General features: G+C 68.0%; 26 protein-coding genes, 1 pseudogene and 1 riboswitch. Of the genes and pseudogenes, 16 read left to right on the top strand and 11 right to left on the bottom strand.

Annotated features, from left to right (window positions below; translation table 11 throughout):
• Window positions 1–23: 23 nt before the first annotated feature.
• The 3 genes from ppnN to ahcY form a co-directional block, all read right to left on the bottom strand.
• On the bottom strand, window positions 24–1,400 hold the full coding sequence (ppnN, locus tag NF616_RS04405) for a nucleotide 5'-monophosphate nucleosidase PpnN (protein ID WP_252271842.1): 1,377 nt from the start codon (window positions 1,398–1,400) through the stop codon (window positions 24–26).
• A gap of 108 nt (window positions 1,401–1,508) precedes the next feature.
• Window positions 1,509–2,354: a methylenetetrahydrofolate reductase [NAD(P)H] gene (gene metF, locus NF616_RS04400; RefSeq protein WP_252271841.1), complete on the bottom strand. Its 846-nt coding sequence runs from the start codon at window positions 2,352–2,354 to the stop codon at window positions 1,509–1,511.
• A gap of 59 nt (window positions 2,355–2,413) precedes the next feature.
• A complete protein-coding gene (gene ahcY / locus NF616_RS04395) occupies window positions 2,414–3,802 on the bottom strand; it encodes an adenosylhomocysteinase (protein ID WP_252271840.1) in 1,389 nt (462 codons plus the stop codon).
• A gap of 23 nt (window positions 3,803–3,825) precedes the next feature.
• Window positions 3,826–3,933: riboswitch (S-adenosyl-L-homocysteine riboswitch) on the bottom strand.
• A 236-nt stretch (window positions 3,934–4,169) separates the two neighbouring features.
• Here ahcY and NF616_RS04390 point away from each other — a divergent pair.
• Together NF616_RS04390 and NF616_RS04385 are read left to right on the top strand one after the other, a co-directional pair.
• A complete protein-coding gene (locus NF616_RS04390) occupies window positions 4,170–4,574 on the top strand; it encodes an acyl-CoA thioesterase (RefSeq protein ID WP_286674909.1) in 405 nt (134 codons plus the stop codon).
• A 63-nt stretch (window positions 4,575–4,637) separates the two neighbouring features.
• Window positions 4,638–5,087: a c-type cytochrome gene (locus NF616_RS04385; RefSeq protein WP_252272469.1), complete on the top strand. Its 450-nt coding sequence runs from the start codon at window positions 4,638–4,640 to the stop codon at window positions 5,085–5,087.
• A 227-nt stretch (window positions 5,088–5,314) separates the two neighbouring features.
• Here NF616_RS04385 and ligB read toward each other — a convergent pair whose 3' ends face one another.
• The 5 genes from ligB to NF616_RS04360 all read right to left on the bottom strand — a co-directional run bounded on the left by ligB (window position 5,315) and on the right by NF616_RS04360 (window position 10,712).
• Window positions 5,315–6,973, bottom strand: a complete 1,659-nt coding sequence (ligB, locus tag NF616_RS04380) for an NAD-dependent DNA ligase LigB (RefSeq protein ID WP_252271839.1) — start codon at window positions 6,971–6,973, stop codon at window positions 5,315–5,317.
• A 64-nt stretch (window positions 6,974–7,037) separates the two neighbouring features.
• Window positions 7,038–7,424: a DUF1090 domain-containing protein gene (locus NF616_RS04375; protein WP_252271838.1), complete on the bottom strand. Its 387-nt coding sequence runs from the start codon at window positions 7,422–7,424 to the stop codon at window positions 7,038–7,040.
• Between the two features lie 143 nt (window positions 7,425–7,567).
• Window positions 7,568–8,758 carry a methionine adenosyltransferase gene (gene metK, locus NF616_RS04370; protein WP_252271837.1) on the bottom strand — a complete coding sequence of 397 codons (1,191 nt, stop codon included), beginning with the start codon at window positions 8,756–8,758 and terminating at the stop codon, window positions 7,568–7,570.
• A 9-nt stretch (window positions 8,759–8,767) separates the two neighbouring features.
• The gene (locus tag NF616_RS04365; protein WP_252271836.1) at window positions 8,768–9,775 is read right to left on the bottom strand and encodes an ArsR/SmtB family transcription factor; all 1,008 of its coding nucleotides are present in this window, start codon (window positions 9,773–9,775) and stop codon (window positions 8,768–8,770) included.
• 46 nt (window positions 9,776–9,821) lie between these two features.
• Window positions 9,822–10,712 (bottom strand): LysR family transcriptional regulator, encoded by an 891-nt coding sequence (locus NF616_RS04360; protein WP_252271835.1) that lies wholly within the window; start codon window positions 10,710–10,712, stop codon window positions 9,822–9,824.
• 106 nt (window positions 10,713–10,818) lie between these two features.
• On the opposite strand from NF616_RS04360, the gene NF616_RS04355 reads away from it, so the two are divergent.
• The 14 genes and pseudogenes from NF616_RS04355 to NF616_RS04295 all read left to right on the top strand — a co-directional run bounded on the left by NF616_RS04355 (window position 10,819) and on the right by NF616_RS04295 (window position 24,248).
• Window positions 10,819–11,967 (top strand): TDT family transporter, encoded by a 1,149-nt coding sequence (locus NF616_RS04355; protein ID WP_252271834.1) that lies wholly within the window; start codon window positions 10,819–10,821, stop codon window positions 11,965–11,967.
• Between the two features lie 94 nt (window positions 11,968–12,061).
• Window positions 12,062–14,062 carry a transketolase gene (gene tkt, locus NF616_RS04350; RefSeq protein ID WP_252271833.1) on the top strand — a complete coding sequence of 667 codons (2,001 nt, stop codon included), beginning with the start codon at window positions 12,062–12,064 and terminating at the stop codon, window positions 14,060–14,062.
• 111 nt (window positions 14,063–14,173) lie between these two features.
• Complete coding sequence (epd, locus tag NF616_RS04345) at window positions 14,174–15,220, top strand: erythrose-4-phosphate dehydrogenase (protein WP_252271832.1); 1,047 nt, start codon at window positions 14,174–14,176, stop codon at window positions 15,218–15,220.
• A gap of 24 nt (window positions 15,221–15,244) precedes the next feature.
• Window positions 15,245–16,405 carry a phosphoglycerate kinase gene (locus tag NF616_RS04340; protein ID WP_252271831.1) on the top strand — a complete coding sequence of 387 codons (1,161 nt, stop codon included), beginning with the start codon at window positions 15,245–15,247 and terminating at the stop codon, window positions 16,403–16,405.
• Between the two features lie 72 nt (window positions 16,406–16,477).
• Window positions 16,478–16,672: a hypothetical protein gene (locus NF616_RS04335; protein WP_252271830.1), complete on the top strand. Its 195-nt coding sequence runs from the start codon at window positions 16,478–16,480 to the stop codon at window positions 16,670–16,672.
• A gap of 12 nt (window positions 16,673–16,684) precedes the next feature.
• The gene (locus NF616_RS04330; protein ID WP_252271829.1) at window positions 16,685–16,996 is read left to right on the top strand and encodes an MliC family protein; all 312 of its coding nucleotides are present in this window, start codon (window positions 16,685–16,687) and stop codon (window positions 16,994–16,996) included.
• Window positions 16,997–17,190: 194 nt separating this feature from the next.
• Window positions 17,191–18,255: a class II fructose-bisphosphate aldolase gene (fba, locus tag NF616_RS04325; RefSeq protein WP_252271828.1), complete on the top strand. Its 1,065-nt coding sequence runs from the start codon at window positions 17,191–17,193 to the stop codon at window positions 18,253–18,255.
• Between the two features lie 109 nt (window positions 18,256–18,364).
• Window positions 18,365–18,799 carry a hypothetical protein gene (locus NF616_RS04320; protein ID WP_252271827.1) on the top strand — a complete coding sequence of 145 codons (435 nt, stop codon included), beginning with the start codon at window positions 18,365–18,367 and terminating at the stop codon, window positions 18,797–18,799.
• A 125-nt stretch (window positions 18,800–18,924) separates the two neighbouring features.
• Window positions 18,925–20,115, top strand: a pseudogene (locus tag NF616_RS21340) (cache domain-containing protein); the annotation flags it as partial.
• A gap of 15 nt (window positions 20,116–20,130) precedes the next feature.
• On the top strand, window positions 20,131–20,976 hold the full coding sequence (locus NF616_RS21335) for a methyl-accepting chemotaxis protein (RefSeq protein ID WP_434091868.1): 846 nt from the start codon (window positions 20,131–20,133) through the stop codon (window positions 20,974–20,976).
• Between the two features lie 340 nt (window positions 20,977–21,316).
• Entirely contained in the window at window positions 21,317–21,814 is a 498-nt protein-coding gene (locus tag NF616_RS04310) for a YgjP-like metallopeptidase domain-containing protein (protein ID WP_252272468.1), read from the top strand.
• A 16-nt stretch (window positions 21,815–21,830) separates the two neighbouring features.
• Window positions 21,831–22,259 carry a hypothetical protein gene (locus NF616_RS04305; RefSeq protein ID WP_252271825.1) on the top strand — a complete coding sequence of 143 codons (429 nt, stop codon included), beginning with the start codon at window positions 21,831–21,833 and terminating at the stop codon, window positions 22,257–22,259.
• A gap of 187 nt (window positions 22,260–22,446) precedes the next feature.
• A complete protein-coding gene (locus NF616_RS04300; RefSeq protein WP_252271824.1) occupies window positions 22,447–23,487 on the top strand; it encodes a cyclic nucleotide-binding domain-containing protein in 1,041 nt (346 codons plus the stop codon).
• A 5-nt stretch (window positions 23,488–23,492) separates the two neighbouring features.
• Complete coding sequence (locus tag NF616_RS04295) at window positions 23,493–24,248, top strand: substrate-binding periplasmic protein (RefSeq protein ID WP_252271823.1); 756 nt, start codon at window positions 23,493–23,495, stop codon at window positions 24,246–24,248.
• A gap of 6 nt (window positions 24,249–24,254) precedes the next feature.
• On the opposite strand, the gene NF616_RS04290 is transcribed toward NF616_RS04295, so the two are convergent.
• The 3 genes from NF616_RS04290 to NF616_RS04280 are packed head-to-tail and all read right to left on the bottom strand — an operon-like array spanning window position 24,255 to window position 25,754.
• A complete protein-coding gene (locus NF616_RS04290; protein WP_252271822.1) occupies window positions 24,255–24,725 on the bottom strand; it encodes a GreA/GreB family elongation factor in 471 nt (156 codons plus the stop codon).
• Window positions 24,726–24,757: 32 nt separating this feature from the next.
• The gene (locus NF616_RS04285) at window positions 24,758–25,222 is read right to left on the bottom strand and encodes a GNAT family N-acetyltransferase (protein WP_252271821.1); all 465 of its coding nucleotides are present in this window, start codon (window positions 25,220–25,222) and stop codon (window positions 24,758–24,760) included.
• A 37-nt stretch (window positions 25,223–25,259) separates the two neighbouring features.
• Window positions 25,260–25,754, bottom strand: coding sequence for a DinB family protein (locus tag NF616_RS04280; protein ID WP_252271820.1), 495 nt, complete (start codon window positions 25,752–25,754; stop codon window positions 25,260–25,262).
• Window positions 25,755–25,768 lie beyond the last annotated feature (14 nt).

The raw sequence follows: 25,768 nt of genomic DNA, 5'->3' as shown, positions 1-25,768 counted from the left end.
GGAGCTTTTGGCCCGTCTCGCGCTCAGCTGATCACCCGGTAGCAGGGCACGTAGGCGCTGCCGCCGGGCAGCTTCATGCGGTGCTGCTCGACGAAGGCCTGCAACAGGCGGTCGAGTGGCTGCATGATGGCCTGGTCGCCGCGGATCTCGTAGGGGCCGTGCTCCTCGATCATGCGGATGCCGTGGGCCTTTACGTTGCCGGCGACGATGCCGGAGAAGGCGCGGCGCAGGTTGGCCGCCAGCTGGTGCAGCGGCTGGTCGCGGGAGAGGTTGAGCGCGGCCATGCTGGCGTGGGTCGGCTCGAAGGGGCGCTGGAAGCCCTCGTCGATCTTCAGCAGCCAGTTGAAGTGGAAGGCATCGTTGCGCTCGCGGCGGAACTGCTCCACTTCCTTGATGCCGGCCGCCATCTGCCGGGATACCTCGGCCGGATCGTTGACGATCATCTTGTAGCGCTGCTGGGCGGCCCTGCCGAGGGTCGCGCCGATGAAGTCGTGCAGCTGCTGCAAGTACAGCTCGGCGCTTCGCGGGCCGGTGAGCACGACCGGGAAGGGGATCTCGGCGTTGTCCGGGTGGGTGAGGATGCCCAGCAGGTAGAGGAATTCCTCGGCCGTGCCCACGCCGCCGGGGAAGACGATGATGCCGTGGCCGACGCGGACGAAGGCTTCCAGGCGCTTCTCGATGTCCGGCAGGATCACCAGCTCGTTGACGATCGGATTGGGCGCCTCGGCGGCGATGATGCCCGGCTCGGTCAGGCCCAGGTAGCGGGCGCCGAGAATGCGCTGCTTGGCGTGGGCGATGGTGGCGCCCTTCATCGGCCCCTTCATCACCCCCGGGCCGCAGCCGGTGCAGACGTCGAGGCGGCGCAGGCCGAGCTCGTGGCCGACCTTCTTGGTGTACTTGTATTCCTCGCTGCTGATCGAGTGCCCGCCCCAGCACACCACCATCCGCGGCTCGACGCCGGCGCGCAGGGTGCGGGCGTTGCGCAGCAGGTGGAAGACGTAGTCGGTGATGCCCTGGGAGCTCTCGAAGTCGATGCGCTGATTTTCCAGCTCGCTCTGCGTGTAGACGATGTCGCGCAGGGCGCTGAACAGCATCTCGCGGGTGCTGGCGATCATCTCGCCGTCGACGAAAGCGTCCGCCGGGGCGTTGCGCAGCTCCAGGCGGATGCCGCGGTCCTGCTGGTGGATGATCACCTCGAAGTCGGGGTAGGCCTCGAGGATGGTCTTGGCGTTGTCGCTGTGCGAGCCGGTGTTGAGGATGGCCAGCGCGCACTGGCGGAACAGGGCGTATATGGTGCCGGAGCCGGTTTCGCGCAGTTGCTGCACTTCGCGCTGGGAGAGGGTTTCGAGGCTGCCCTTGGGGCTGACCGATGCATTGATCTTGTTGCGTACCAGAATCATCGAGGCTTCCGTGTCGGACGCGCGCCTGCGCCGGAACGGCGGCGCGCAGGGTGTGTCTGGTATGAGATCACGCCGCCGCCGCGAAGTTGCTCCGACGGCGCGCTCGCCTCAGCGTGGCAGCTTGAGGTTGTTCCAGATGGCCAGGCTCGGTTCGGCCTGGTTGAGGGTGTAGAAGTGCAGGCCCGGGGCGCCGCCGTCAAGCAGGCGCTCGCACATCTGGGTCACCACCTGCTCGCCGAAGGCCTGGATGCTCTCCAGGTCGTCGCCGTAGGCTTCCAGCTGCTTGCGGATCCAGCGCGGGATCTCGGCGCCGCAGGCGTCGGAGAAGCGCGCCAGCTTGCTGTAGTTGGTGATCGGCATGATGCCCGGGACGATCGGCAACTCCACGCCCAGCTTGCGCACGCGCTCGACGAAGTAGAAGTAGCAGTCGGCGCTGAAGAAGTACTGGGTGATGGCGCTGTTGGCACCGGCCTGGCACTTGCGCACGAAATTCTTCAGATCGTCCTCGTAGCTGCGTGCCTGCGGGTGCACTTCCGGGTAGGCCGCCACTTCGATGTGGAAGTGGTCGCCGGTCTCGCTGCGGATGAACTCCACCAGCTCGTTGGCGTAGCGCAGCTCGCCGCTGGCCATGCCCATGCCGGATGGCAGGTCGCCGCGCAGGGCGACGATGCGCTTGATGCCGGAATGCTTGTACTGGCTGAGCAGGCTGCGCAGCTCGTCCTTGCTGTCGCCGACGCAGGACAGGTGCGGTGCGGTCGGCACGCCGACGTCGCCATCGAGCTGCAGCACGGTGTTGAGGGTGCGGTCGCGGGTGGAACCACCGGCGCCATAGGTGCAGGAGAAGAAATCGGGGTTGTAGCCGGCCAGCTGGCGGGCCACGTTCATCAGTTTTTCATGTCCGGCTTCGGTCTTGGTGGGGAAGAACTCGAAGCTGTAGCGACGTTCTTGTGACATGGATCTGTTCCTTGCAGACACGAAAAGGACGGGACGTCGCCGTCCCGCCCTCCGGTGCATCAGTAGCGGTAGGTGTCCGGCTTGAACGGACCCTCGACGGTCACGCCGATGTAGTCGGCCTGCTGCTTGGTCAGCTGGGTGACCACGCCGCCGAAGCCCTTGACCATCTCCAGCGCCACTTCCTCGTCCAGTTTCTTCGGCAGCACTTCCACGGTCAGGCGTTCGGCCTTCTTCTCGGCGGAGAGGTCGGCGTACTTCTGCTCGAACAGGAAGATCTGCGCCAGCACCTGGTTGGCGAAGGAGCCGTCCATGATGCGGCTCGGGTGGCCGGTGGCGTTGCCCAGGTTCACCAGGCGGCCTTCGGCCAGCAGGATCAGATAGTCGTCGTTGGCCGGATCGAAGCTGCCGGCGCCGGTGCGGTGGATCTTGTGCACCTGCGGCTTGACCTCTTCCCACGCCCAGTTCTTGCGCATGAAGGCGGTGTCGATCTCGTTGTCGAAGTGGCCGATGTTGCACACCACGGCGCGCTTCTTCAGCGCTTTCAGCATGCCGGCGTCGCAGACGTTGACGTTACCGGTGGTGGTGACGATCAGGTCGATCTTGCCCAGCAGAGCGGCGTCGACGCTGGCTTCGGTGCCGTCGTTGAGGCCGTTCTTGTAAGGGGAAACCAGTTCGAAGCCGTCCATGCAGGCCTGCATGGCGCAGATCGGGTCGACTTCGGAGACCTTGACGATCATGCCTTCCTGACGCAGCGACTGGGCCGAACCCTTGCCCACGTCGCCGTAGCCGATCACCAGCGCCTGCTTGCCCGACAGCAGGTGGTCGGTGCCGCGCTTGATGGCGTCGTTCAGGCTGTGACGGCAGCCGTACTTGTTGTCGTTCTTGCTCTTGGTCACGGCGTCGTTGACGTTGATCGCCGGGACTTTCAGGGTGCCGGCCTTGAGCATGTCCAGCAGGCGGTGCACGCCGGTGGTGGTCTCTTCGGTCACACCGTGGATGCGCTCGAGCATCTGCGGGTATTTCTTGTGCAGGATCTCGGTCAGGTCACCGCCGTCGTCCAGCACCATGTTGGCGTCCCACGGCTGGCCATCTTTCAGGATGGTCTGCTCGATGCACCACTCGTATTCCTCCTCGGTCTCGCCCTTCCAGGCGAACACCGGGATGCCGGCGGCGGCGATGGCGGCAGCGGCCTGGTCCTGGGTCGAGAAGATGTTGCAGGAGGACCAGCGCACTTCGGCACCCAGCGCGGTCAGGGTTTCGATCAGCACGCCGGTCTGGATGGTCATGTGGATGCAGCCGAGGATCTTGGCGCCTTTCAGCGGCTGGCTGGCGGCGTACTTGCGACGCAGGCCCATCAGTGCCGGCATCTCGGATTCGGCGATGATCAGCTCTTTGCGGCCCCACTCGGCCAGGGAAATGTCGGCGACTTTGAAATCGTTGAAAGCCATGCAATAGCACTCCATTCGTTGTCTGCGAATGGGCGCCGTTGATGCGTTTGGGTAACGCCCCATCCGAGCCTGACAGCTGAAAGTCTGATTCGAATCAGGTCTTTCAGGCTGCTGCAGCGCCCCTCGGACAGGTGGCGGGCACGACCGGGCGGAGCCGGCCATGTGAAGCCCGGCGATTATAGCCATCCGCGCCGCCCAGCCCAAGGTCTTCCGTCGCCGTGGTGCGCGCGCCGGCGCGGCGCCCTCGCCGCGTACGTGTCGGGCCCGTTGCGAACTATCGGCGCCATTGAAAATCTTGCCGGGACAGCGCCGCCGTCGCGGTTCATCCTGTCGCTCGAAACTGACCGACCAGACAGGAGAAGTGGCGATGAAATTCCACACACGCAAATGGGTGAAGCCCGAAGACCTCAATCCCAACGGCACCTTGTTCGGCGGCAGCCTGCTGAAGTGGATCGACGAGGAAGCGGCGATCTACGCCATCATCCAGCTCGACAGCCCCAGGGTGGTGACCAAGCTGATCTCCGAGATCAACTTCGTCAGCTCGGCGCGCCAGGGCGACATCATCGAGCTGGGCCTGACCGCCACCGATTTCGGCCGCACCTCGGTCACTCTGCGCTGCGAGGTGCGCAACAAGATCACCCGCAAGAGCATCCTGACCATCGACCGCCTGGTGTTCGTCCATCTCGGCGAGGACGGCCTGCCCGCGCCCCACGGCAAGACCGAGATCAGCTACATCCGCGACCGCTTCAAGGAGGAGCCTGCGACAGCCTAGCGCTTGGCGGGCGGGCGGAGACTGGCAATACTGTCGGGCCTTCGCACCGACCGGTTGTAGATGATGAAGTCCAAACTGCTCCTGGCCCTGCTGGCCTGTACTCTGCTCGCCGGCTGTGACCGGGTCGACCCCAACTCGCCGCTGGGCAAGCGCCAGGCGCTGTTCGAGGAGATGCTGCGTACCAGCGAAGACCTGGGCGGCATGCTGCGCGGGCGCCTGTCGTTCAATGCGCAGCGCTTCGCCGAGGGGGCGATCAAGCTCGACGAGCTGTCGCGCCAGCCCTGGCAGCATTTCCCGCAGGTCCGCGAAGAGGCCGGCGACAGCCAGGCACGCGACGAGGTCTGGCAGCGCCAGGAGCGCTTCCAGCAACTGGCCCGCGACCTCGAGGCGACGACCGCCGAACTGCGTGGCGCGGCGCAGATCGAGCCGCTGAAGTCGAAGGCCCTGGGCGCGCCGATGGCCAAGGTCGAGGCGGCCTGCAAGGCCTGCCACGAAGAGTTCCGCATCTACTGACGCCGAGGCCGATTGGTGCGCCATGCGCACCGTTCCGTTGGCCAGATGCTCAAGATTGGATGCCAGAGCGGCGCCGAGTCGAGGCGGGAGCGCCCAAGGGCTGCGCTTCCCCGGTCGGCTCCGATGGTGCGCATGGCGCACCCTACGGTTGGGCCCCCGCGTTGCGCTCGCGCAGGGTGCGCCGCGCATGACTAGGATTGGGCCGTGCACCCTGGAGCTTCGCCGACTTAGAAGCCGTCTACTCCGGCGCTACGCAGCCGCTCGCGCAGCTGCAGCACTTCGGGATGGCGGAAGAACGCGGCCAGCTGCGTGGCGCGGGTCGGTCCCACGCCGGAGTAGCCGTCCCAGTCACGGGCGCTGCGCGCCGCCAGCAATTCCCAGCCGCCCTCCAGCGGTGCCGAGCCGTACGGCGGCAGGCCCAGGGCCAGCAGCCACTGGCGGAACGGGCGCTGGCGCGCCTGAGCGAATGCGGCGTTCAGCGTTGCCGCGCGCTTGGCGCCCAGGCCCGGTCGCCCGGCCAGCGTGGCGGCATCCAGCTCCAGCCAGTCCAGCAAACTTTGCGGGCGCAGGCTGTTCCAGGCTCCGGCGCCGACGCCGGAAAGCGCCAGGCCACGCTCGCCGCCCAGCCAGCGCAAGCGGGCGGCGAACTGGCTCTCGCAGCCGGGCGTCGGTCGCCAGCAGCTCAGCGCGTGGTGTTGCGCCGGGTCCGGCACGCGCAGTTCGGGGCGCTGCCGGCTGCGCCAGACCACGCCTTCCAGACGCGGGATGGTCAGGCCGGCCAGGGCAATCGCCACCTCGTCGCCGGGGCGCACGTCCAGGGTCTGCCAGCGCTGCAGCGAGCCGAGGCCGACCCGGCTGATCCGGCGGCCGTCCAGCTCCACCGGCTGCAACTGCAGCACCGGAGTGATGCGCCCGGTGCGGCCGATCTCGAACTGCACCGCGTGTACCTGCGCCAGCGCCTGGCGCGGCGGGTACTTCCAGGCGGCGGCCCAGCTCGGCGGTTCGGCGACCCAGCCGTGGCCGGCGGGGCGGCTGCCCTGGCGCAGCACCACGCCGTCGGTGGCGAACGGCAGTTCGGAGCGGTACCAGCGCTCGCGCCACTGGCCGGCCTGCTCGACCCCGCTCAGCGGCAGCGTCAGTTCGGCGCTGTCGGCGAACCCCAGTTCGCGCAAGCCCTGCAGGCGCTCGGCCATGCTTGCCGGGCCGTTGGGCCAGTCCCAGACGAACAGGCCGACGCCCGCCGTCGTGGCCGCATCCGGTGTGCCTCGGGCCATGGCGCCGGCCGCCTTGCCGCGCAGGTTGCGGCCGCCGTCGCGGGCCTGCACATGGGCCGCGGCACGCCAGTACAGCTCGCCCTGCAGAACCAGTTCTTCATCGCGCGGCAGCTGCGGCGGAATCGCCGGGATCAGGCGGGCACGCGCCGTCCAGTCCTGGCCCGTGCGGCCGTCGCCGCGGCTGATCGCCTGCTGCAGCCGGCCGCCCCGGTAGATCAGGGTGACGGCTACGCCATCGACCTTGGGCTGGATCCACAGATCGTCGCGCCCGGCCATCCAGGTGCGCACCGCGGCTTCGTCGCGCAGCTTGCTCAGGCCGGTCTGCGCCACGGGATGGGCGACGGGGCCGCCAGCCCCGCGCAGTGGCGCGTCGGCGGAGGCCTCGGGCCGGGCGAAGCAGGTGCGCCATTGGGCGAGGCGGGCGCGGCTCTGGTCGTAGATGTCGTCGTCGACCAGGGCGCGGCCCTGCACGTGATAGGCGTGATCCCATTCGGCGAGGCGCCGTTCCAGCGTGGCGATTTCCTCGCCGGCCCGGGCGGCGGGCCAGTCAGGGCAGGGTGTGGCCTGCGCGGAGCAGGCGAACAGCAGGAGTGACGCGATCCGGCGGTACATGCGAGCATCCTTGCTCCAGAGTGACCGGCAACAGCCTAGTCGAGCGACCACGGCTGTGCCGCAATCAGCGCTGCAGGGCTTCCTGGGCCTCGCGCAGCTCCTCGCGGGACTCGGCCAGCTTGGCGCGGCGCTTGTCGATCTTGGCCGGTTCGCCCTGCTTCAGGGCCTCCTGCAGCTCGGCTTCGCGGGTGCGCACTTCGTGCTCCGCATCGAGCACCTCCTCCTCGCGAGACTTGCGCAGCTCGCCGTCGTCGCAGTGCTCGACGACCTGGCTCAGGGCCTTTTCCAGCCCGGCCTGACGGTCGCGGTTGCCCGCGGATCGGGCGGCTTCGATCTGCTGCTGCAGGTGGTCGCGCTTGGCGGCACAGCCACCGGTCTCGGCGGTGGCCGGCAGGGTGATCAGGGCGGCGCAGCCGCCGAGCAGGATGTTCGCGAGTAGGCGCTGGGACATGACGGGTTCCTCCTGGGTTGCAGAATGGACCGCAGCGGTATGGGCAGGGTTGCATGCTGGCACGGATGGCGCGGGCTGGCCTTGATCCCAGGCATGAAAAAGCCCCGCCGAGGCGGGGCTTTTCGTGCGGCGTGCGGTGCGGCTTACAGGCCGGCGGCAGCGCGCAGGGCGTCGACCTTGTCGGTCTGTTCCCAGGTGAAGGTGGTGAAGCTGTCTTCGCCCACGGTCTTCTGCTCCGGGGTGCGGCCGAAGTGGCCGTAGGCCGCGGTGGCCTGGTACATCGGGTGCAGCAGGTCGAGCATCTTGGTGATGGCGTAGGGGCGCAGGTCGAAGACTTCGCGCACCAGCTTGATGATCTTGTCTTCGGCGATCTTGTGGGTGCCGAAGGTGTTGATCGAGATGGAGGTCGGCTGGGCCACGCCGATGGCGTAGGACACCTGGATCTCGCAGCGATCGGCCAGGCCGGCGGCGACGATGTTCTTGGCCACGTAGCGACCGGCGTAGGCGGCCGAACGGTCGACCTTGGACGGGTCCTTGCCGGAGAAGGCGCCGCCGCCGTGACGGGCCATGCCGCCGTAGGAGTCGACGATGATCTTGCGGCCGGTAAGGCCGCAGTCGCCCACCGGGCCGCCGATCACGAAGTTGCCGGTCGGGTTGATGTGGAACTGGGTGTCCTTGTGCAGCAGCTCGGCGGGCAGGGTGTGCTTGACGATCAGCTCCATCACCGCTTCGCGCAGGTCGGGCAGCGAGACGTCGGGGTTGTGCTGGGTGGACAGCACCACGGCGTCGATGCCGACCACCTGGCCGTTCTCGTAGCGGCAGGTGACCTGGCTCTTGGCGTCCGGGCGCAGCCACGGCAGCAGTCCGGACTTGCGGGCCTCGGCCTGGCGCTCGACCAGGGCGTGGGAGAAACGGATCGGCGCCGGCATCAGCACGTCGGTCTCGTTGCTGGCGTAGCCGAACATCAGGCCCTGGTCGCCGGCGCCCTGGTCTTCCGGCTTGGCGCGGTCTACGCCCTGGGCGATGTCTGGGGACTGCTTGCCGATGATGTTGACGATGCCGCAGGTGGCGCCGTCGAAGCCGACTTCGGAGCTGTCGTAGCCGATGTCGAGGATGACCTTGCGCACCAGCTCTTCCAGGTCGACCCAGGCGGAGGTGGTGACTTCTCCGGCGACGACGGCGACGCCGGTCTTGACCAGGGTTTCCACGGCCACGCGGGCGTGTTTGTCCTGGGTGATGATGGCGTCGAGGACGGCATCGGAAATCTGGTCGGCGATCTTGTCCGGATGGCCTTCGGACACGGATTCGGAGGTAAACAGGGAGTATTCGCTCATTTCAAAATCCTATTCATACCTGGTTTGGCGGGTTTGCTTCGCATCCGGCTTGGCGAAGTGCCGTACCTGAATCTGAAAGCCGTTCTTGAGGCCAATGTAGAGGCTCTCGCCGGGCGTGAGCCCCGCGGCATCGGCCCAACGGGCCAATTCTTCCTGCTCGAAGCCTAGCCAGAGATCGCCGCAGGCCGTCCTGGCCCAACTCTGGTCATGGCTGCACAACTCGGTGATCAACAGGCTGCCGCCGGTGTTCACCAGGCGCGCCAGCTGTTTCAGCGCCTCGGCCGGGGCGGCGAAATGGTGCAGCACCATGTTCACCACCACGCAGTCGGCGGCGCCGATCTCGTCGTTCAGGGCATCGGCGAGCTGCAGCTCGACATTGCCCAGTCGTTCTTTGGCGCACCGCTGGCGCGCCAGTTCCAGCATCGCCTCGCTGTTGTCCAGCGCCACCACGCGGGCGAAGCGCCGCGCCAGTTCCGGGAGAAAGCCGCCGTCGCCGGGGCCGACCTCCAGGGCCGTCGCCGCCGGGGCGAAGCCCAGGGCGTCGAGCAGGGCCAGCACGCTGTCGCGGTACTGCGGCAGCCCGGCGATCAGGTCCTGCTGGGCCTGGAACTTGTCCGCCGTGCGCGCGAAGTAGTCGCGGCTCGCGGCGGCGCGCTGGGCATGCACGGCGGCGATGCGCGCCTGGACCTCGTCCGGCAGCCGCAGGCCGTCGACCTCTTCCAGCAGCGCCCCATGCAGGGTGCCGCCGAGCAGCTCGCCCTGGGGCAGGGCGCGGCGATAGAAGATCGCGTTGCCCTCGCGGCGGGTGGCCACCAGGCCGGCCTGGGCCAGTACCTTGAGGTGATGGCTCATGCCCGACTGGCCGGTGGCGAAGATCTGCGCCAGCTCCAGCACGCCGAACGAGTCGTTGGCCAGCGCCCGCAGCACGTTCAGGCGCAGCGGGTCGCCGCCGGCCTTGCACAGGGCGGCCAGTTCATCGGCGGGCTCGAAGCGGAGCTGAGGGACGCGCAGGTTCATGGGGGGCGCAGTCTAGTCGGTCATTTTTCATACAGCAACAGCAATATCAAAAAGTTTTGATATTGCCTTCGATCAGCTGCAGGAATGCGGCGGGCGCGGGATTGAGCTGGCTGCCCTGGCGCCAGAGCACGTGCAGGTCGCGCTCGATGCGCAGGTCGTGCACGTCGAGCTGCACCAGGCGACCGTCGGCCAGCTCTTCCTCCACCACCAGTTGCGACAGCCAGGCGATGCCACGACCGCTGGCGATCAGGCGCTTCAGCGGTTCGGTGCCGCCGCCGACCATCGCCGCCCGTGCCTCCAGGCCGTGTTCGGCGTAGGCCTGCTCGATGCTGACGCGGGCGCCGGAGCCGGGCTCGCGCATGTACAGCTCGTGGTGCTGCAGCTCGCTCATGGGCAGATCACGGCGGCCCGCCAGCGGATGGCCGGGGCCGGCCACCGGCAGCAGGCGGTCGCGGGCCAGATGGCGGTGCTGATAGTCGGTGGCGGGGAACGGGCCCTCGACGAAGCCGAGGCTGATCACGGCGTCGTCGAGCTGCTGCAGCACTTCCTGGGTGTTGCTCACCTGCAGGCTGACGAAGACGCCGGGATGGTCGGCGCGGAAACGATTGAGCAGCGGCGGCAGCCAGTAGGCGCCGAGGGTGGCACTGGCGCCGAGCGCCAGCTCGCCATGGCCGAGGCCGGCCAGGTCGCGCAAGTCACGCTCGGCGGCTTGTTCCAGCGCGAAGATGCGTTCGGCGAACTGCAGCAGGCGCTGGCCGCCCTCGGTCGGCTGCACGCCGCGGGGGTGGCGGTCGAACAGGGGCAGCCCGAGGTTGGCCTCCAGTTCGCGGATCTCGCGGGTCACCGCCGGCTGGCTGATGTGCAGGCGCGCGGCGCCGGCGCTGATGCTGCGGGCCTGGGCGACCGCCAGGAAGACCTTGAGGTGATGCAAATTCATGGCATTCGCATAAATAGAAAGTATGTAGATCATGCTGAATATGTATTTTTCATATGGCAAGCGGCTCTCTAGCCTTGGCGCCTCGTTTATCCCCTTCGGAGCCTCCATGCCGCGCCCCTTCACCCGCCTGCCCGAGCCCTGGGCGTTCGTTCGCCACTTCACGCCCAACTGGTTCGCCATGACCATGGGCACCGGCGTGCTCGCCCTGGTGGTTGCCCATCTGCCCTGGCGCCTGCCCGGGCAAATGGCGCTGGCCGAGGCGCTGTGGCTGTTCGGCGTGGCGCTGTTCACCTTGTTCGGCCTGCTGTTCCTGGCGCGGGTGCTGGTGTTCCGCGAGACGATCTGGCCGATGCTGCTGCACCCGGTGCAGTCGATGTTCCTCGGCGCGATTCCCATGGGCTTGGCCATGCTGATCGGCGGCCTGGTGCAGTTCGGCCCGGCGCGCTGGGGGGCGGAGGTCTATCAGCTGGCCCATGCGCTCTGGTGGCTGGACGCGGCCATGGCGCTGGGCAGCGCGTTGCTGGTGCCTTACCTGATGTTCACCCGGCAGAGCCACGCGCTGGAGAAGATGACCGCGGTCTGGCTGCTGCCGATCGTCGCGCCCGAGGTGGCGGCCGGCGCGGCCGGCGGCCTGGCGCCGCATCTGGATCCGGCCTCGGCGCGGCTGATGCTGTCGGTCGGTTTCGTGCTCTGGGGCATGTCGCTGTCGCTGGCCTTCTCGCTGATTACCCTGGTGCTGCTGCGCCTGGCCCTGCACAAGCTGCCGGATACCGACTTCGCCGCCACCAGCTGGCTGCCGCTGGGGCCGCTGGCCACCGGCTGCCTGGGTCTGCTGACCATGGGCCAGGACGCGCCGGCCGCCTTCGCCGGCACCGCGCTGGCTGGTGCCGCCGACGTGGCCAGCGGCCTCGGCCTGGTCGGCGGCCTGGCGCTGTGGGGCGCGGGGCTGTGGTGGCTGGTCACGGCGATTTTCTTCACCCGTCACTACATCCGCGACAACATGCCGTTCAACCTCGGCTGGTGGGGCTTCACCTTCCCGCTGGGCGTGTTCACCCTGGCCACCTTCGAGCTGGCGCGGCTCACCGACCTGCGCTTCTTCGCCCTGGTCGGGCTGGTGCTGGCGGTGCAACTGGCGGCCGTCTGGCTGCTGGTGCTGCAGCGCACCCTGCGCGGGGTGTGGCATGGCGAGCTGTTCGAGGCGCCCTGTCTGGAGGGGCCGCAGAGCCGCGCGCACGGGGTGTTCAGCGCCGATTGAGGGCGTTCGACCATCTGTCATTGCCCCTGGAGGGCCGGCTGGGCGAAAATACGCGCCTTTTTTACCGTGACCCGTCCCCCCAGGAGATTCTGCGATGCCCAGCCGTCGTGAGCGAGCCAATGCCATTCGTGCCCTCAGCATGGATGCCGTGCAAAAGGCCAACAGCGGCCACCCCGGCGCCCCCATGGGCATGGCCGACATCGCCGAAGTGCTGTGGCGTGACTACCTGAAGCACAACCCGCAGAACCCGAACTGGGCCGACCGCGACCGCTTCGTGCTGTCCAACGGCCACGGCTCGATGCTGATCTACTCGCTGCTGCACCTGACCGGCTACGACTTAGGGCTAGACGACCTCAAGCAGTTCCGCCAGCTGCACAGCCGCACCCCGGGCCACCCGGAATACGGCTACACCCCAGGCGTCGAGACCACCACCGGCCCGCTGGGCCAGGGCATCGCCAATGCCGTGGGCTTCGCCATCGCCGAGAAGGTGCTGGGCGCGCAGTTCAACCGCCCGGGCCATGACATCGTCGACCACCACACCTACGCCTTCCTCGGCGACGGCTGCATGATGGAAGGCATCAGCCACGAGGTCTGCTCGCTGGCCGGCACCCTGGGCCTGGGCAAGCTGATCGCCTTCTACGACGACAACGGCATCTCCATCGACGGCGAGGTTCACGGCTGGTTCACCGACGACACCCCGGCGCGCTTCGAGGCCTACGGCTGGCAGGTGATCCGCAATGTCGACGGCCACGACGCCGAAGAAATCAAGATCGCCATCGAGACCGCGCGCAAATCCACCGACCGCCCGACCCTGATCTGCTGCAAGACCGTCATCGGCTTCGGCTCGCCGAACAAGGGCGGCAAGGAAGAGTGCCACGGCGCCCCGCTGGGCAACGACGAGATCGCCGCCACCCGCGCCGCGCTGAACTGGAGCCACGGCCCGTTCGAGATTCCCGCCGACATCCGCGCCGAGTGGGATGCCAAGGAAGCCGGCGCCGCCCGCGAGGCCGCCTGGAACGACAAGCTCAAAGCCTACGCCGCCGCCCACCCGGAACTGGCCGCCGAGCTCAAGCGCCGCCTGGCTGGCGAGCTGCCGGCCGACTTCGCCGAGAAGTCCGCCGCCTACGTGCAGGAAGTGGCCGCCAAGGGCGAAACCATCGCCAGCCGCAAGGCCAGCCAGAACGCGCTGAACGCCTTCGGCCCGCTGCTGCCGGAATTCCTCGGCGGCTCCGCCGACCTGGCCGGCTCCAACCTGACCCTGTGGAAGGGCTGCAAGGGCGTGGAATCCACTGACGCCGCGGGCAACTACCTGTTCTACGGCGTGCGCGAGTTCGGCATGAGCGCCATCATGAACGGCATCGCTCTGCACGGCGGCTTCATCCCGTACGGCGCGACCTTTCTGATCTTCATGGAGTACGCGCGCAACGCCGTGCGCATGTCCGCGCTGATGAAGCAGCGCGTGCTCTACGTGTTCACCCACGACTCCATCGGCCTGGGCGAAGACGGCCCGACCCACCAGCCGATCGAGCAGCTGGCCAGCCTGCGTGGCACGCCGAATCTCGACACCTGGCGCCCGGCCGACGCCGTGGAATCTGCGGTGGCCTGGAAACACGCCATCGAGCGCAACGACGGCCCGTCCGCGCTGGTCTTCAGCCGCCAGAACCTGCCGCACCAGACCCGTGATGCCCAGCAGGTCGCCGACATCGCCCGTGGCGCCTACGTGCTCAAGGACTGCGCCGGCGAGCCGGAGCTGATCCTGATCGCTACCGGTTCGGAAGTCGGCCTGGCCGTAGAGGCCGCAGGCAAGCTGACCGAGCAGGGCCGCCAGGTACGCGTGGTGTCCATGCCGTCGACCAGCGTGTTCGACCAGCAGGACGCCGGCTACAAGCAGGCCGTGCTGCCGCTGCAGGTCGGCGCGCGCATCGCCATCGAAGCCTCGCACGCGGACTACTGGTACAAGTACGTGGGCCTGGAAGGCCGCGTCATCGGCATGACCACTTTCGGCGAGTCCGCCCCGGCGCCTGCGTTGTTCGAGCACTTCGGCTTCACCCTGGAGAACATCCTGGAGAACGCCGCCGAGCTGCTGGACGCGTAAGCGCCATGTGGTGGTGGATGGCCGCGGCCATCCACCCTACGTGACTCCATCCTTGCGTAGGGTGGAAAACCCGCGAAGCGGTTTTCCACCTGCCAGACCGACGAAGAAACCATGGCCAAACGCCCTCTCAAAGTCGCCCTCAACGGATACGGCCGCATCGGCCGTTGCGTGCTGCGCGCCCTGCACGAGCGCGGCGCCGCGGCCGGTTTCGAGATCGTCGCGCTGAACGACCTGGCCGACCAGGCCAGCATCGAGTACCTGACCCGTTTCGACTCCACCCACGGCCGTTTTCCCGGCGAGGTGAGAGTCGACGGCGACTGCCTGCACATCAATGGCGACTGCGTGAAGGTGCTGCGCCAGAGCGAGCCCGAGGCCATCGACTGGGCGGCGCTGGACATCGACCTGGTGCTGGAATGCTCCGGCGTATGGCACAGCCGCGCCGACGGTGAGCGCTTCCTGGCGGCCGGCGCGCCGCGGGTGCTGTTCTCCCAGCCGATGGCCAGCGAGGCGGACGTCGACGCCACGGTGGTGTTCGGCGTCAACCAGCACTGCCTGAGCGGCGCCGAGACCCTGGTGTCGAACGCCTCCTGCACCACCAACTGTGGCGTGCCGCTGCTGAAACTTCTCAACGAGGCGGTGGGTCTGGAGTACGTCTCCATCACCACCATTCACTCCGCGATGAACGACCAGCCGGTAATCGACGCCTATCACCATGAGGACCTGCGCCGCACGCGCTCGGCCTTCCAGTCGGTGATTCCGGTGTCCACCGGCCTTGCGCGGGGTATCGAGCGCCTGCTGCCGAAACTGGCCGGGCGCATCCAGGCCAAGGCCATCCGCGTGCCGACGGTCAACGTCTCGTGCCTGGACATCACTCTGCAGACCGCCCGCGATACCTCGGCCGAAGAGATCAACCGGGTCCTGCGCCAGGCCGCCGAGGCCGGCCCGCTCAAGGGCCTGCTGGCCTACACCGAGCTGCCCCACGCCAGCTGCGATTTCAATCACGACGCCCATTCGGCCATCGTCGACGGCAGCCAGACCCGGGTGTCCGGCCCGCGCCTGGTCAACCTGCTGGCCTGGTTCGACAACGAATGGGGCTTCGCCAACCGCATGCTCGACGTCGCGGAACACTTCCTCGCCGTCTCCACGACTTCCAACTAACCAGCCCCCTCTGAAGGACTGACCATGACCGTTCTCAAGATGACCGACCTCGACCTCGCCGGTAAGCGCGTGCTGATCCGCGAAGACCTCAACGTGCCGGTGAAGGACGGCGTGGTGAAGAGCGATGCGCGCATCCTCGCCTCGCTGCCGACCATCAAGCTGGCCCTGGAGAAGGGCGCGGCCGTGATGGTCTGCTCGCACCTGGGCCGTCCGACCGAGGGTGAGTTCTCCGAGGAGAACAGCCTGGCGCCGGTCGCCGCCTACCTGAGCAAGGCCCTGGGCCGCGAAGTACCGCTGGTCAAGGACTACCTGGGCGGCGTCGAGGTCAAAGCCGGCGACATCGTGCTGTTCGAGAACGTGCGCTTCAACAAGGGTGAGAAGAAAAACGCCGACGAGCTGGCCCAGCAATACGCCGCCCTGTGCGACGTGTTCGTGATGGACGCCTTCGGCACCGCCCACCGCGCCGAGGGTTCGACCCATGGCGTGGCCAAGTTCGCCAAGGTCGCCGCCGCCGGCCCGCTGCTGGCCGCCGAGCTGGACGCCCTGGGCAAGGCCCTGAAGAGCCCCGAGCGTCCGCTGGCCGCCATCGTCGCCGGCTCCAAGGTCTCCACCAAGCTGGACGTGCTCAACAGCCTGGCGCAGATCTGCGACCAGCTGATCGTCGGCGGCGGCATCGCCAACACCTTCCTCGCGGCCGCGGGCCACAAGGTCGGCAAGTCGCTGTACGAGGCCGATCTGGTCGACACCGCCAATGCCATCGCGGCCAAGGTCAGCGTGCCGCTGCCGGTCGACGTGGTGGTGGCCAAGGCCTTCGCCGAAGACGCCGAAGCGACCGTGAAGGCCATTGCCGACGTCGCCGACGACGACATGATCCTCGACATCGGCCCGCAGACCGCCGCGCAGTTCGCCGAGCTGCTGAAGTCGTCCAAGACCATCCTGTGGAACGGTCCGGTCGGCGTGTTCGAGTTCGACCAGTTCGGCAACGGCACCAAGGTGCTGGCCCAGGCCATCGCCGAGAGCCCGGCGTTCTCCATCGCCGGCGGCGGCGACACCCTGGCGGCCATCGACAAGTACGGCGTGAACGAGCAGATCAGCTACATCTCCACCGGTGGCGGCGCCTTCCTCGAATTCGTCGAGGGCAAGGTGCTGCCGGCGGTCGCGGTACTGGAAGAGCGCGCCCGCTAACGCATCGGCGCTAAACCAAGTTCCCGTCTCCGCGGTCCCTTGCAGAGGAACCCCGGAGAAAGGAGCTAGGTCATGCGTCAGTTCGCGATACTGTTACTCTTTGCCGGCCTCGCCGGTTGCACTGGCAACGGCTCGGGCCCCAGCACCTGCGAAGTGCTGAGCCCGCCGGATATCATCCTGCCGACCACCCAGGACGATCAGCGGGTCGAGGCGCAGAGCACCGGCGACCCTACCCTGGATGTGGGTGAGCAGCAAAACTGCCCCTGACACGGAGCGTGCATGAGAGCTTTGATCCTGGCGCCGGTCGCCCTGCTGCTGGGCGCCTGCGCCGGCCAGCCGGAACCCGGCGACCACTGGACCCGCTGGGTCTGCGACAGCCAGGCCGAAGTGCTGTGGCGGCCGGTGGGCGACGAGGCGGTTGACCTGCGCCTGGGCGGCGACGACATCGTCCATCGCCTGCAGCGCGAACCCTCGGGTTCTGGCGCGCTCTATAGCGACGGCGTCCTGGCCTTCCACAGCAAGGGCGAGGAAGGCCTGGTGTACCGGGTGGCGGACGATGACCTGATCGGTCGCGGCTGCACGGCGCAGTAATAATGGTAACCCGCGGTTCGGACCATGGTCCGGGCCGGCAGTGCGGCGGGCCAGCGGCCCGTCGGATTCGAATCCCGCGTGTCGAACGGCGCGCGGGGCAGGGAGGGCGGACGCCCGATTCCCGAAAACTTGAACAAGGCCCGCCCCTGCGGCAGGCTTGCACACCTAACGACCCTGATTTGGGAGCTTCACAGATGGCACTTATCAGCATGCGCCAGATGCTCGACCACGCCGCCGAATTCGGCTATGGCGTGCCGGCCTTCAACGTCAACAACCTCGAGCAGATGCGCGCGATCATGGAAGCGGCCGACAAAACCGACTCCCCGGTGATCGTCCAGGCCTCCGCCGGTGCCCGCAAATACGCCGGCGCGCCCTTCCTGCGCCACCTGATCCTGGCCGCCATCGAAGAATTCCCGCACATCCCGGTGTGCATGCACCAGGACCACGGCACCAGCCCCGACGTGTGCCAGCGCTCCATCCAGCTGGGCTTTTCTTCGGTGATGATGGACGGCTCGCTGAAGGAAGACGGCAAGACCCCGGCCGACTACGACTACAACGTCCGCGTCACCCAGCAGACGGTCGCCTTCGCCCACGCCTGCGGCGTGTCCGTAGAGGGCGAACTGGGCTGCCTGGGCAGCCTGGAAACCGGCATGGCCGGTGAAGAAGACGGCGTCGGTGCCGAAGGCGTGCTGGACCACAGCCAGCTACTGACCGACCCGGAAGAGGCTGCCGACTTCGTCAAGCGCACCCAGGTCGACGCCCTGGCCATCGCCATCGGCACCAGCCACGGCGCCTACAAGTTCACCAAGCCGCCGACCGGCGACGTGCTCTCCATCGAGCGCATCAAGGAAATCCACAAGCGCATCCCCAACACCCACCTGGTGATGCACGGCTCCTCCTCGGTTCCGCAGGAGTGGCTGAAGGTGATCAACGAGTTCGGCGGCGACATCAAGGAAACCTACGGCGTGCCGGTAGAGGAAATTGTCGAAGGCATCAAGCACGGCGTACGCAAGGTCAACATCGACACCGACCTGCGTCTGGCCTCCACCGGCGCCATCCGCCGCATGATGGCCGAGCAGCCGAGCGAGTTCGACCCGCGCAAGTTCTTCGCCAAGACCATCGTCGCCATGCGTGACATCTGCATCGCCCGCTACGAAGCCTTCGGCACCGCCGGCAACGCCTCCAAGATCAAGCCGATCTCCCTGGAAGGCATGTACCAGCGCTACGCCAGCGGCGAGCTGACCGCCAAGGTCAACTAAGCGGCCCGCTGTACCGAAAGCCCCGCTCTGCGGGGCTTTCTCGTTTAGGGATGCGCCTCACGTGGAGGCGCCAGACGGTGCGCGCGGCGCGCCCTACGGAGAGCTGCGTATGAGACTGTTCATCATGGCCTTGGCCTGCATGGTGCTGCTCGGCTGCACGCAGCGGCCGGCGACGGACTCGCCCGGTCCCGCCCCGGCGCAGCCTGCTCCGGACCCGCAGCGCTGCGTGGCGCGTGCCGAGTGCACCACCAAGGTCTCGCGCACCCTGCTGTTCGTCTTCGACTACGCCGCGGCCGGCGGCCATCTGGTGCAGCGTCGGCAGCGTCTTCTGTTCACCCCGGCCGATGCCCCGCCCAGCGACTGGCCGGCGCTCTCCATCCGCCTGGCCGAGCCGACCGACAGTCGCTTCGAGTTCGACGCCGAGTGCCGTGTCGCACGGTGCCGCTACGACGCGGCGCAGCTGCTGCGGGTCTACCGCAGCTACCTGGCCGACCGGCCCTGCTCGCTATTGCAGGACGCCGCGATCCGCGCCTGCGCGGACTAGTCGGCGAGACAGTGCGGCGCGGCGGACAAGAATGTCGTGCGAGCTTCGTCCCCGACTCCAGTGGACCGCCCGCGACTTTCGCCGCCACCCTTCAAGCCCGGTGCGGAGCGGTCGATAACCGGGATATGCTGCCACCAGGCCATCCGGGCCGCAGAATCGGCATTCACCGAGCAGGAGCAACCATGGGCTCAATAAAAACAATCCAGGCCCGCTACACCCTCATCTTTGTGGCCTTCATCGCGGTGGTGTTTCTTCTCACCGAGGAAGGCATTCGTCATTTCGTTGCGCCCAAGCTGAAGGCCGCGGAAGAGCAGCTGGTGTTGAACCAAGTCAGTACTATCTCGGAGAGCATCCTCTTCGAACTGGCCAGGGTCGAGGCGCAGTCGCGCAGCATCACCCAGACCATCCCGTTGCTCGACAGCGACAGCATCGACGCCGTGGTGCCCGGCCTGGTCGACCAGTACGGCGACCCCAAGGTGTTCGGCGGCGGCATCTGGCCGCTGGCGCAGAAGCGCTCGGAGCGCGACAAGCACAGCACCTTCTTCCACCGCGACGCCAGCGGGCAGATGACGGTCAACACCTACTGGAACTCCGACGAGGCGCCCGCCTACTACGAGCAGGCCTGGCACCGTGCCGGGCAGCAGGCGCCGGCGGGGCGCTGCGCCTGGGCCGCCGCCTACAAGGACGACGCCAGCGCCCAGCCGCGCACCAACTGCGCCATGGCCATCCGCAAGGACGGCGCGCTGTTCGGCGTGTCCACCATCGACGTGACGCTGGGCTTCTTCAACAACCTGGTGGCGGAGAAGGAGAAGGAAATCCAGGGCGAGGTGATGATCGTCGAGCCGGACGGCAAGATCCTCAGCAACCAGGCGCGCATCGGCGGCGAGATCGTGCTGAAGAATGTCTCCGAGCTGGCCGGGCAGTCGGCGTTCGTCGGCGAGATCCAGACGGGCCTCGGCAAGATCGGCCGCGAGGCGCTGTACAAGCATGAGTTCGACAACGCCGGTGATGACTGGACCTTCTACCTGCAGCCCATCCCCGGCACGCCCTGGCTGCTGGCGGCGGCGCTGCCGACTCACCTGCTGACCGAGAACAGCGCCGACGTGCTGAGCACCCTGGCCTACATCCAGGTGCCGCTGGTGATCCTGCTGCTGGCCATCATGCTGTTCTCCATCCATCAGCTGATGCAGCGCCTGCACGTGCTGCGCGGCAACATCGATTCGCTGTCCGCCGGCGACGCCGACCTGACCCGGCGCATCGCCCTCAAGGGCCAGGACGAGATGGACGCGGTCGGCGAGTCGGTCAACCGCTTCATCGCCTACCTGCAGAACATGATCGCCGACGTCACCCAGGCCTCGGCGGTGATCGCCGAGGAGCTGGCGCAGCTGCAGCAGCAGTCGCGCCACACCAACGAGGTGCTGACCCGCCACGCCAACGAGACCGACCAGGCGGTGACGGCCATTACCGAGATGAGCTCGACCGCCGACACCGTGGCGCAGAGTGCCACCGAGACGGCTGCCTTCACCCGCAATGCCAACGATAACGCCGAGCAGTCCAAGCAGGTGGTGGCCGAGGCCTCGACCAGCGTGCTGGCCCTGGTCGACGAGGTGGAAAGCGCCACCGCGCGGGTGCTGGCCATGCAGCAGGACGCCCGGCGCATCAACGATGTGCTCGGGGTGATCGGCGAGATTGCCGGGCAGACCAACCTGCTGGCGCTCAACGCGGCCATCGAGGCGGCTCGCGCGGGCGAGCAGGGCCGCGGCTTCGCCGTGGTCGCCGACGAGGTGCGCGCCCTGGCCGGCCGCACCCAGCAGAGCACCTCGGAGATCAACGAGATGCTGGCCAAGCTGCAGCAGGGCGTGAGCTCCGCCGTGCAGGCCATGGAGCAGACCAAGGCCAGCTGCCAGGCCACCGCCGACCGCACCGCGCGGGTCAACGTCGGCCTCGACGACATGGCCTCGTCGGTCGGCCGCATCCACGACCTCAGCGCGCAGATCGCCACCGCCGCCGAGGAGCAGAGCGCGGTGACCGAGGAGATCAACCAGAACATGGTCGCCATCCGCCACATGGTCGACGACCTGGTCGCCGGCGGGCAGCAGGCGGACCGCAGCGCCGATGCGCTGCTGGCCTCCAATCGCCGCCTGGTGGAACTGGTCAGCCGCTTCAAGGTGCGCTGACCGTTCGCCGCGGGCGGCTGCCTGAGGGCGGCCGTGTTCAAGTTTCGTTCACGGCCGCGACGGAGCCCGTCTTTGCGCGGAGCCAGGCCGAGCCGGCTCCCGGCGGGCTACGGCATTCACACCATCCATGGGGATCGCGCGAGACGCGAGGTTCGGTCGTTCGAGCAACGACGCTCCGCGCAAAAGCTGGCCCGTCCCTACGGGTTGCGCGCAAGATGACGCCCTGCGTTGTTGCGCAACCGCCCTTGCCAGCGTCCCGCGCCTGGCGGAACGCCGCCCGGCCTGGCGTGATTTGCCCAGCAACGCGGCTCGTGAACGGAACGTGAACAGACCCCTCGCCATGACTACACCCTTCAAATACCTCCAGGGCTATCCACCGCACCTGCAGCAACAGGTGATGCAGATGGTCGCCGAAGGTCGCCTCGGCGATTACCTGGCCAAGCGCTATCCCGATCGCCATCAGGTGCAGAGCGACAAGGCCCTGTACGGCTACACGGTGGAGCTCAAGCAGGAGTACCTGCGCAGCGCGCCGGCCATCGACAAGGTGCTGTACGACAACCGCCTCGACCTGACCCACCGCGCCCTCGGCCTGCATACGGCAGTCTCGCGGGTGCAGGGCGGCAAGCTCAAGGCGAAGAAGGAGATCCGCGTGGCCGCGCTGTTCAAGGACGCGGCGCCGGAGTTTCTCAACATGATCGTGGTGCACGAGCTGGCGCACCTGAAAGAGGCCGAACACAACAAGGCCTTCTACAAGCTGTGCCAGCACATGCTGCCGGACTACCACCAGCTGGAGTTCGACCTGCGCCTGTACCTGACCTGGCGCGAGATGGCCTCCTGATCTAGAGGAAATGCTCATGGACGAGATCAATCCCTACGCGACACCGCGTAGCACGTTGCGCAGCGACTCCGCGGCGCCTGCCGGAAAGCCTCGGGGTTATGGCTGGTACAAGGGTTTCAGCCTGGCGTACGGGCTGCTGGCGGTGGTGGTCTGCCTGCTGTTCGTCTCGGAGCAAGCGCGCGCCTCGCCGCTCTGGGGCGTGATTCCGCTGGTCCTGCTGGCGCCGCTCATCAGCTACCTCTTGGTGGCCAACCGTCTTCGGCGCCTGTCCTACAGCTGGCTGCCCCTGCACCTGATCGGCGTCTGCCTGCTGTTCGGGCTGCTCGTCGACAGAGACGACCCGCAGGACCGGGTCAAGGCGACGGTCTTCCTGTTTCTGGCGACGGCGAGCCTGCTGTCCTGGCTCTCCAGCCTGTACTTCCACTGGCGTCTGGGCAAGAAATGAGCAGCCTTCTGCAGGCCGCTGCGGCTGCGCTTCGGCGCCGGTCATCCCCGGCTTATCCACAGAGCCATCCCCGGCCTCTGTGCAAAAACACCCGCTAGAACGCGCGCTGTTTCCGGCGCGACCAAAGGACTGGAGCGCTACCGATGGCCGATGCCATAGTGGTCGAACCCGATGCAGGAGAAGCGCCATGAGCAGCGCCCCGCTCACGCCCGAGCAATTGAGCAGCTTCAGTCCGATGGATTTCCTCACCCCGGCCTACCGCCAGCAGCTGCACGCCAGCCTCAAGTACCTGCAGCGCCCGGCCGGCACCCAGCTGCTGCAGAAGGGCGAGCGTGCGCTGGCCCAGTATTACCTGCTGGAAGGCAAGGTGGCGGTGGATGTGGGCCCCGGCCGGCAGACCCTCGAAGGCGGCTCGCCGCATGCGCACCTGCCGCTCAACCCCGGTCAGGTCAACCCGCACGGCGTCAAGGCGATCACCGACGTGCGCCTGTTCGCCGTCGAGCATCAGTTGCTCGAACGCCTGCTCGGCTGGAGCCAGGAGGCCGCCTACCAGGTCAGCAGCCTGGGCGGCGAGGGCATGGTCGAGGCGCACGGCGAGGACGACTGGCTGGCGCGCCTGCTCAGCACGCCGCTGTTCGGCCGCCTGCCGCCGTCGCACCTGCACGCGCTGCTGGCGCGCTTCGAGTACCTGCCGGCGCGCGCCGGCGAGGCGGTCGTCAGCTACGGCGAGCCGGGCGAGCATTTCTACGTGATCAAGCAGGGCCGCGCGCGCATCAGCCTGCCGCAGGCCTATCGCGAGCAGCCCACCCAGGAACTGGCGAGCGGTGACTTCTTCGGCGAGGAGGCGCTGGTCAGCGGCGCGGTGCGCTCGGCCAGCGTGATCATGCTGGAGGACGGCGAACTGGCGCGGCTGCACCGCGACCTGTTCGTCGAACTGGTGCGGCCCAGCCTGATCCCGCGCATCGACGGTCCGCAACTGGAGCGCCTGGAGCGCAAGCACCTGTTGCTCGACGTGCGCCTGGCCGTCGAATACCGCCTCGGCCATCTGCCGGACAGCCTCAACCTGCCGGTGGCCAATCTGCGTACCCACGCCGATGCCCTGGAGCGCGACACCTGCTACATCGTCACGCCGGAGGGCGGCATCCGCAGCGAGCTGGCGGTGCACCTGCTCAACCAGCTGGGCTTCGAGGCCTACCTGTTGAGCGCCGACGGCGCCGGGACGGCCTGAGCGCCATGCGCCGCTGGTGCCGTGTCCTGCTGCTCGGCCTCGTTGTCGGCGCGCTGACCGCCCAGGCGCAGCCGCGGGAATGGCTGGTGGTCGGTACGCCGTTTCCGCAGATATTCGAGCAGGGCGATGACGGCGACGTCCACGGCCTGGCGCCGGCGATCCTGCGCCAGATCGCCGTGCAACTCGGCGCCGAGCTGCGCTTCGAGCTGTATCCCTGGACCCGCGCGCAGCGCATGGTGGAGCTGGGGCAGGCGGACATCCTGGTCGGCCCGTACCGCACCGCCGAGCGCGAGGCGCGGTTCGCCTTCGCGGCCGCGCCCTTCTACCAGGACCGCATCGTCTTCTACGTGCGTGGCGACAAGCGCATCACCTGGAACGGCGACTACGCCAGCCTCGGCAGCCGGCGCCTCGCCGTGGTGCGCGGATGGATCTATGGCAGCCGGTTCGAAGCGCGGCGCGCGGACCTGCATCCGGTGGCGGTCGAAACGGTACGCAACGGCCTGCGTATGCTCGATGCCGGGCGCATCGACCTGCTCGCCAGCAATCAGCGCAACACCGTGCCGCTGCTGCAGGCACTCGGGCTGCGCGGGCGCATTGTCGAGCTGGCGCCGCTGATCGACGTGCAGCGCGGCTACTTCGCCTTTCCCCGGGGGCCCGGCCACGACCCGCTGCGCCAGCGCTTCGACCAGGCCTTCGCCGCGCTGGTGGCCTCGGGAGAGTTGGCGCGCCTGGCGACGCCACTCGGGGTCAACGTGCCCTGAGCGGGCTCACGCTACGCCGACGATCCGCCAGGGCGCCTGGCCCAGCCTCACCTCGTCACCCGGCCCGCGGCCCAGCAACTGCTGGCCGAGCGGCGCCTGGGCGGTGATCAGCAACACCTCCTGGCCGGCCAGTTGCAGTTTGAGGCCCGCACCGTCCGGGCCCAGCAGCAGGCACTGGCGGCGATCCTGCGCGTCGGCCAGGTGAATCAGCGCGCCGAGCTGGATGCCCTGGTCATCGTCGTAGGGGCGCATCTGCAGCGTGCGCCAGGCGGCCAGCGCGTGGCGGATCTCCTCGACCCGGCGCGACTGGCCGGCGGCGAGGTAGGAAGCCTCTAGGCCGCGGGTATCGTACTTGTTCTCGGCCTTGCTCTCTTCGTGGGTCGCCGCCTGGCGCGCGGTCTCCGCGGCGGCGACCAGCAGGTCGAGGTCGGCTTCGAGGCGCTGGCAGACCAGCTGTTGCAGCAGATGCTTGTCCATGGTGCTAGTCGGCGTGTGGCGGGGCGGGCAGGTTAGCAGCCCGGCGGGCCGCGGCGCATGCCGATGTGCGGGATGTCGTCTTCCAGGTATTCCTCGGTGACGGCGACGAAGCCGTAGCGGCCGTAATAGCGCTGCAGGTGCGCCTGGGCCGAGAGATACACCGGCAACCCGGGCCAGCGCGCGGCGCAGGCCTGCAGGGCGTGCTCCATCAGCGTATGACCGAGGCCATCGCCGCGCGCCTCGGGGGCGATCACCACGCGGCCGATCACCACCTCGCCGTCGTGGCGGGCCGGGTCGAGCAGGCGTAGGTAGGCCAGCAGTTGTCCGTCGCGCCAGGCCAGCAAGTGACAGGTGTCGCCGACCAGGTCCTGGCCATCCACTTCCTGGTAGGGGCAGTTCTGCTCGACCACGAAGACGCGGGTGCGCAGTTCGAGCAGGGCGTAGAGCTCGTGGGTGTCGAGCTCGCGATGGTGCTTGGTGTGCCAGCTGAGGGTCATGGGCGTCGCGGTCGTGTCCGGTGGGGCTGCGATTCTGTCACAGGCCGGCCCGCGCCTCGATCTTGCCGAGCAGCCACTGCAGGCCGGCCAGGTGTTGCTGGTCATGGCTGCACAGGTAGTGCACCAGGCCGCGCAGGGTCGTTTCGCCATAGCCTTCGAAGCGGGCGCGGCGGCGGAACTGCTCCGGCGTGATCGAGCCGATCAGCGCCAGGGTCTCGCGGCGCGCGTGGCGCAAGTCGGCCAGCACGGCCTCGGCATCCGCCTCGGCGTAGCGGCGCTCGCGGGCCATGGCCTCGCCGTCCAGCGAGACCAGCAGCGGGTTGTCTTCCTCGAGGGTGCGGCGGATGCGTCGCTGGTAGCCCTCTACCTCCACGTCGAGCACATGGCAGAGCTGCTCGAGTGCGGTGAAGGGTTCGCTGGGTACGCCGTCCCAGCAGGCCGGCGCCCAGTGCCGATACGGGTCGGGAAAGCTGGCGAAATGGGCGGCCAGCTGATCGGGAAAGGCGGCGAGGGCATCGAGTGTGGCGTGCATGCCGGAGCTCCTGC

The sequence above is a fragment of the Pseudomonas subflava genome (assembly GCF_023823685.1).
Taxonomy (GTDB): Bacteria; Pseudomonadota; Gammaproteobacteria; order Pseudomonadales; family Pseudomonadaceae; genus Aquipseudomonas; species Aquipseudomonas subflava.
This window is presented reverse-complemented; position numbering and strand designations above follow the sequence as displayed.

Bases quoted from the DNA above. Each gene is read 5' to 3' on its own strand.
- ppnN (WP_252271842.1), bottom strand. From the start codon at position 1,400: ATGATTCTGGTACGCAACAAGATCAATGCATCGGTCAGCCCCAAGGGC.
- metF (WP_252271841.1), bottom strand. From the start codon at position 2,354: ATGTCACAAGAACGTCGCTACAGCTTCGAGTTCTTCCCCACCAAGACC.
- ahcY (WP_252271840.1), bottom strand. From the start codon at position 3,802: ATGGCTTTCAACGATTTCAAAGTCGCCGACATTTCCCTGGCCGAGTGG.
- NF616_RS04390 (WP_286674909.1), top strand. From the start codon at position 4,170: ATGAAATTCCACACACGCAAATGGGTGAAGCCCGAAGACCTCAATCCC.
- NF616_RS04385 (WP_252272469.1), top strand. From the start codon at position 4,638: ATGAAGTCCAAACTGCTCCTGGCCCTGCTGGCCTGTACTCTGCTCGCC.
- ligB (WP_252271839.1), bottom strand. From the start codon at position 6,973: ATGTACCGCCGGATCGCGTCACTCCTGCTGTTCGCCTGCTCCGCGCAG.
- NF616_RS04375 (WP_252271838.1), bottom strand. From the start codon at position 7,424: ATGTCCCAGCGCCTACTCGCGAACATCCTGCTCGGCGGCTGCGCCGCC.
- metK (WP_252271837.1), bottom strand. From the start codon at position 8,758: ATGAGCGAATACTCCCTGTTTACCTCCGAATCCGTGTCCGAAGGCCAT.
- NF616_RS04365 (WP_252271836.1), bottom strand. From the start codon at position 9,775: ATGAACCTGCGCGTCCCTCAGCTCCGCTTCGAGCCCGCCGATGAACTG.
- NF616_RS04360 (WP_252271835.1), bottom strand. From the start codon at position 10,712: ATGAATTTGCATCACCTCAAGGTCTTCCTGGCGGTCGCCCAGGCCCGC.
- NF616_RS04355 (WP_252271834.1), top strand. From the start codon at position 10,819: ATGCCGCGCCCCTTCACCCGCCTGCCCGAGCCCTGGGCGTTCGTTCGC.
- tkt (WP_252271833.1), top strand. From the start codon at position 12,062: ATGCCCAGCCGTCGTGAGCGAGCCAATGCCATTCGTGCCCTCAGCATG.
- epd (WP_252271832.1), top strand. From the start codon at position 14,174: ATGGCCAAACGCCCTCTCAAAGTCGCCCTCAACGGATACGGCCGCATC.
- NF616_RS04340 (WP_252271831.1), top strand. From the start codon at position 15,245: ATGACCGTTCTCAAGATGACCGACCTCGACCTCGCCGGTAAGCGCGTG.
- NF616_RS04335 (WP_252271830.1), top strand. From the start codon at position 16,478: ATGCGTCAGTTCGCGATACTGTTACTCTTTGCCGGCCTCGCCGGTTGC.
- NF616_RS04330 (WP_252271829.1), top strand. From the start codon at position 16,685: ATGAGAGCTTTGATCCTGGCGCCGGTCGCCCTGCTGCTGGGCGCCTGC.
- fba (WP_252271828.1), top strand. From the start codon at position 17,191: ATGGCACTTATCAGCATGCGCCAGATGCTCGACCACGCCGCCGAATTC.
- NF616_RS04320 (WP_252271827.1), top strand. From the start codon at position 18,365: ATGAGACTGTTCATCATGGCCTTGGCCTGCATGGTGCTGCTCGGCTGC.
- NF616_RS21335 (WP_434091868.1), top strand. From the start codon at position 20,131: ATGATCGCCGACGTCACCCAGGCCTCGGCGGTGATCGCCGAGGAGCTG.
- NF616_RS04310 (WP_252272468.1), top strand. From the start codon at position 21,317: ATGACTACACCCTTCAAATACCTCCAGGGCTATCCACCGCACCTGCAG.
- NF616_RS04305 (WP_252271825.1), top strand. From the start codon at position 21,831: ATGGACGAGATCAATCCCTACGCGACACCGCGTAGCACGTTGCGCAGC.
- NF616_RS04300 (WP_252271824.1), top strand. From the start codon at position 22,447: ATGAGCAGCGCCCCGCTCACGCCCGAGCAATTGAGCAGCTTCAGTCCG.
- NF616_RS04295 (WP_252271823.1), top strand. From the start codon at position 23,493: ATGCGCCGCTGGTGCCGTGTCCTGCTGCTCGGCCTCGTTGTCGGCGCG.
- NF616_RS04290 (WP_252271822.1), bottom strand. From the start codon at position 24,725: ATGGACAAGCATCTGCTGCAACAGCTGGTCTGCCAGCGCCTCGAAGCC.
- NF616_RS04285 (WP_252271821.1), bottom strand. From the start codon at position 25,222: ATGACCCTCAGCTGGCACACCAAGCACCATCGCGAGCTCGACACCCAC.
- NF616_RS04280 (WP_252271820.1), bottom strand. From the start codon at position 25,754: ATGCACGCCACACTCGATGCCCTCGCCGCCTTTCCCGATCAGCTGGCC.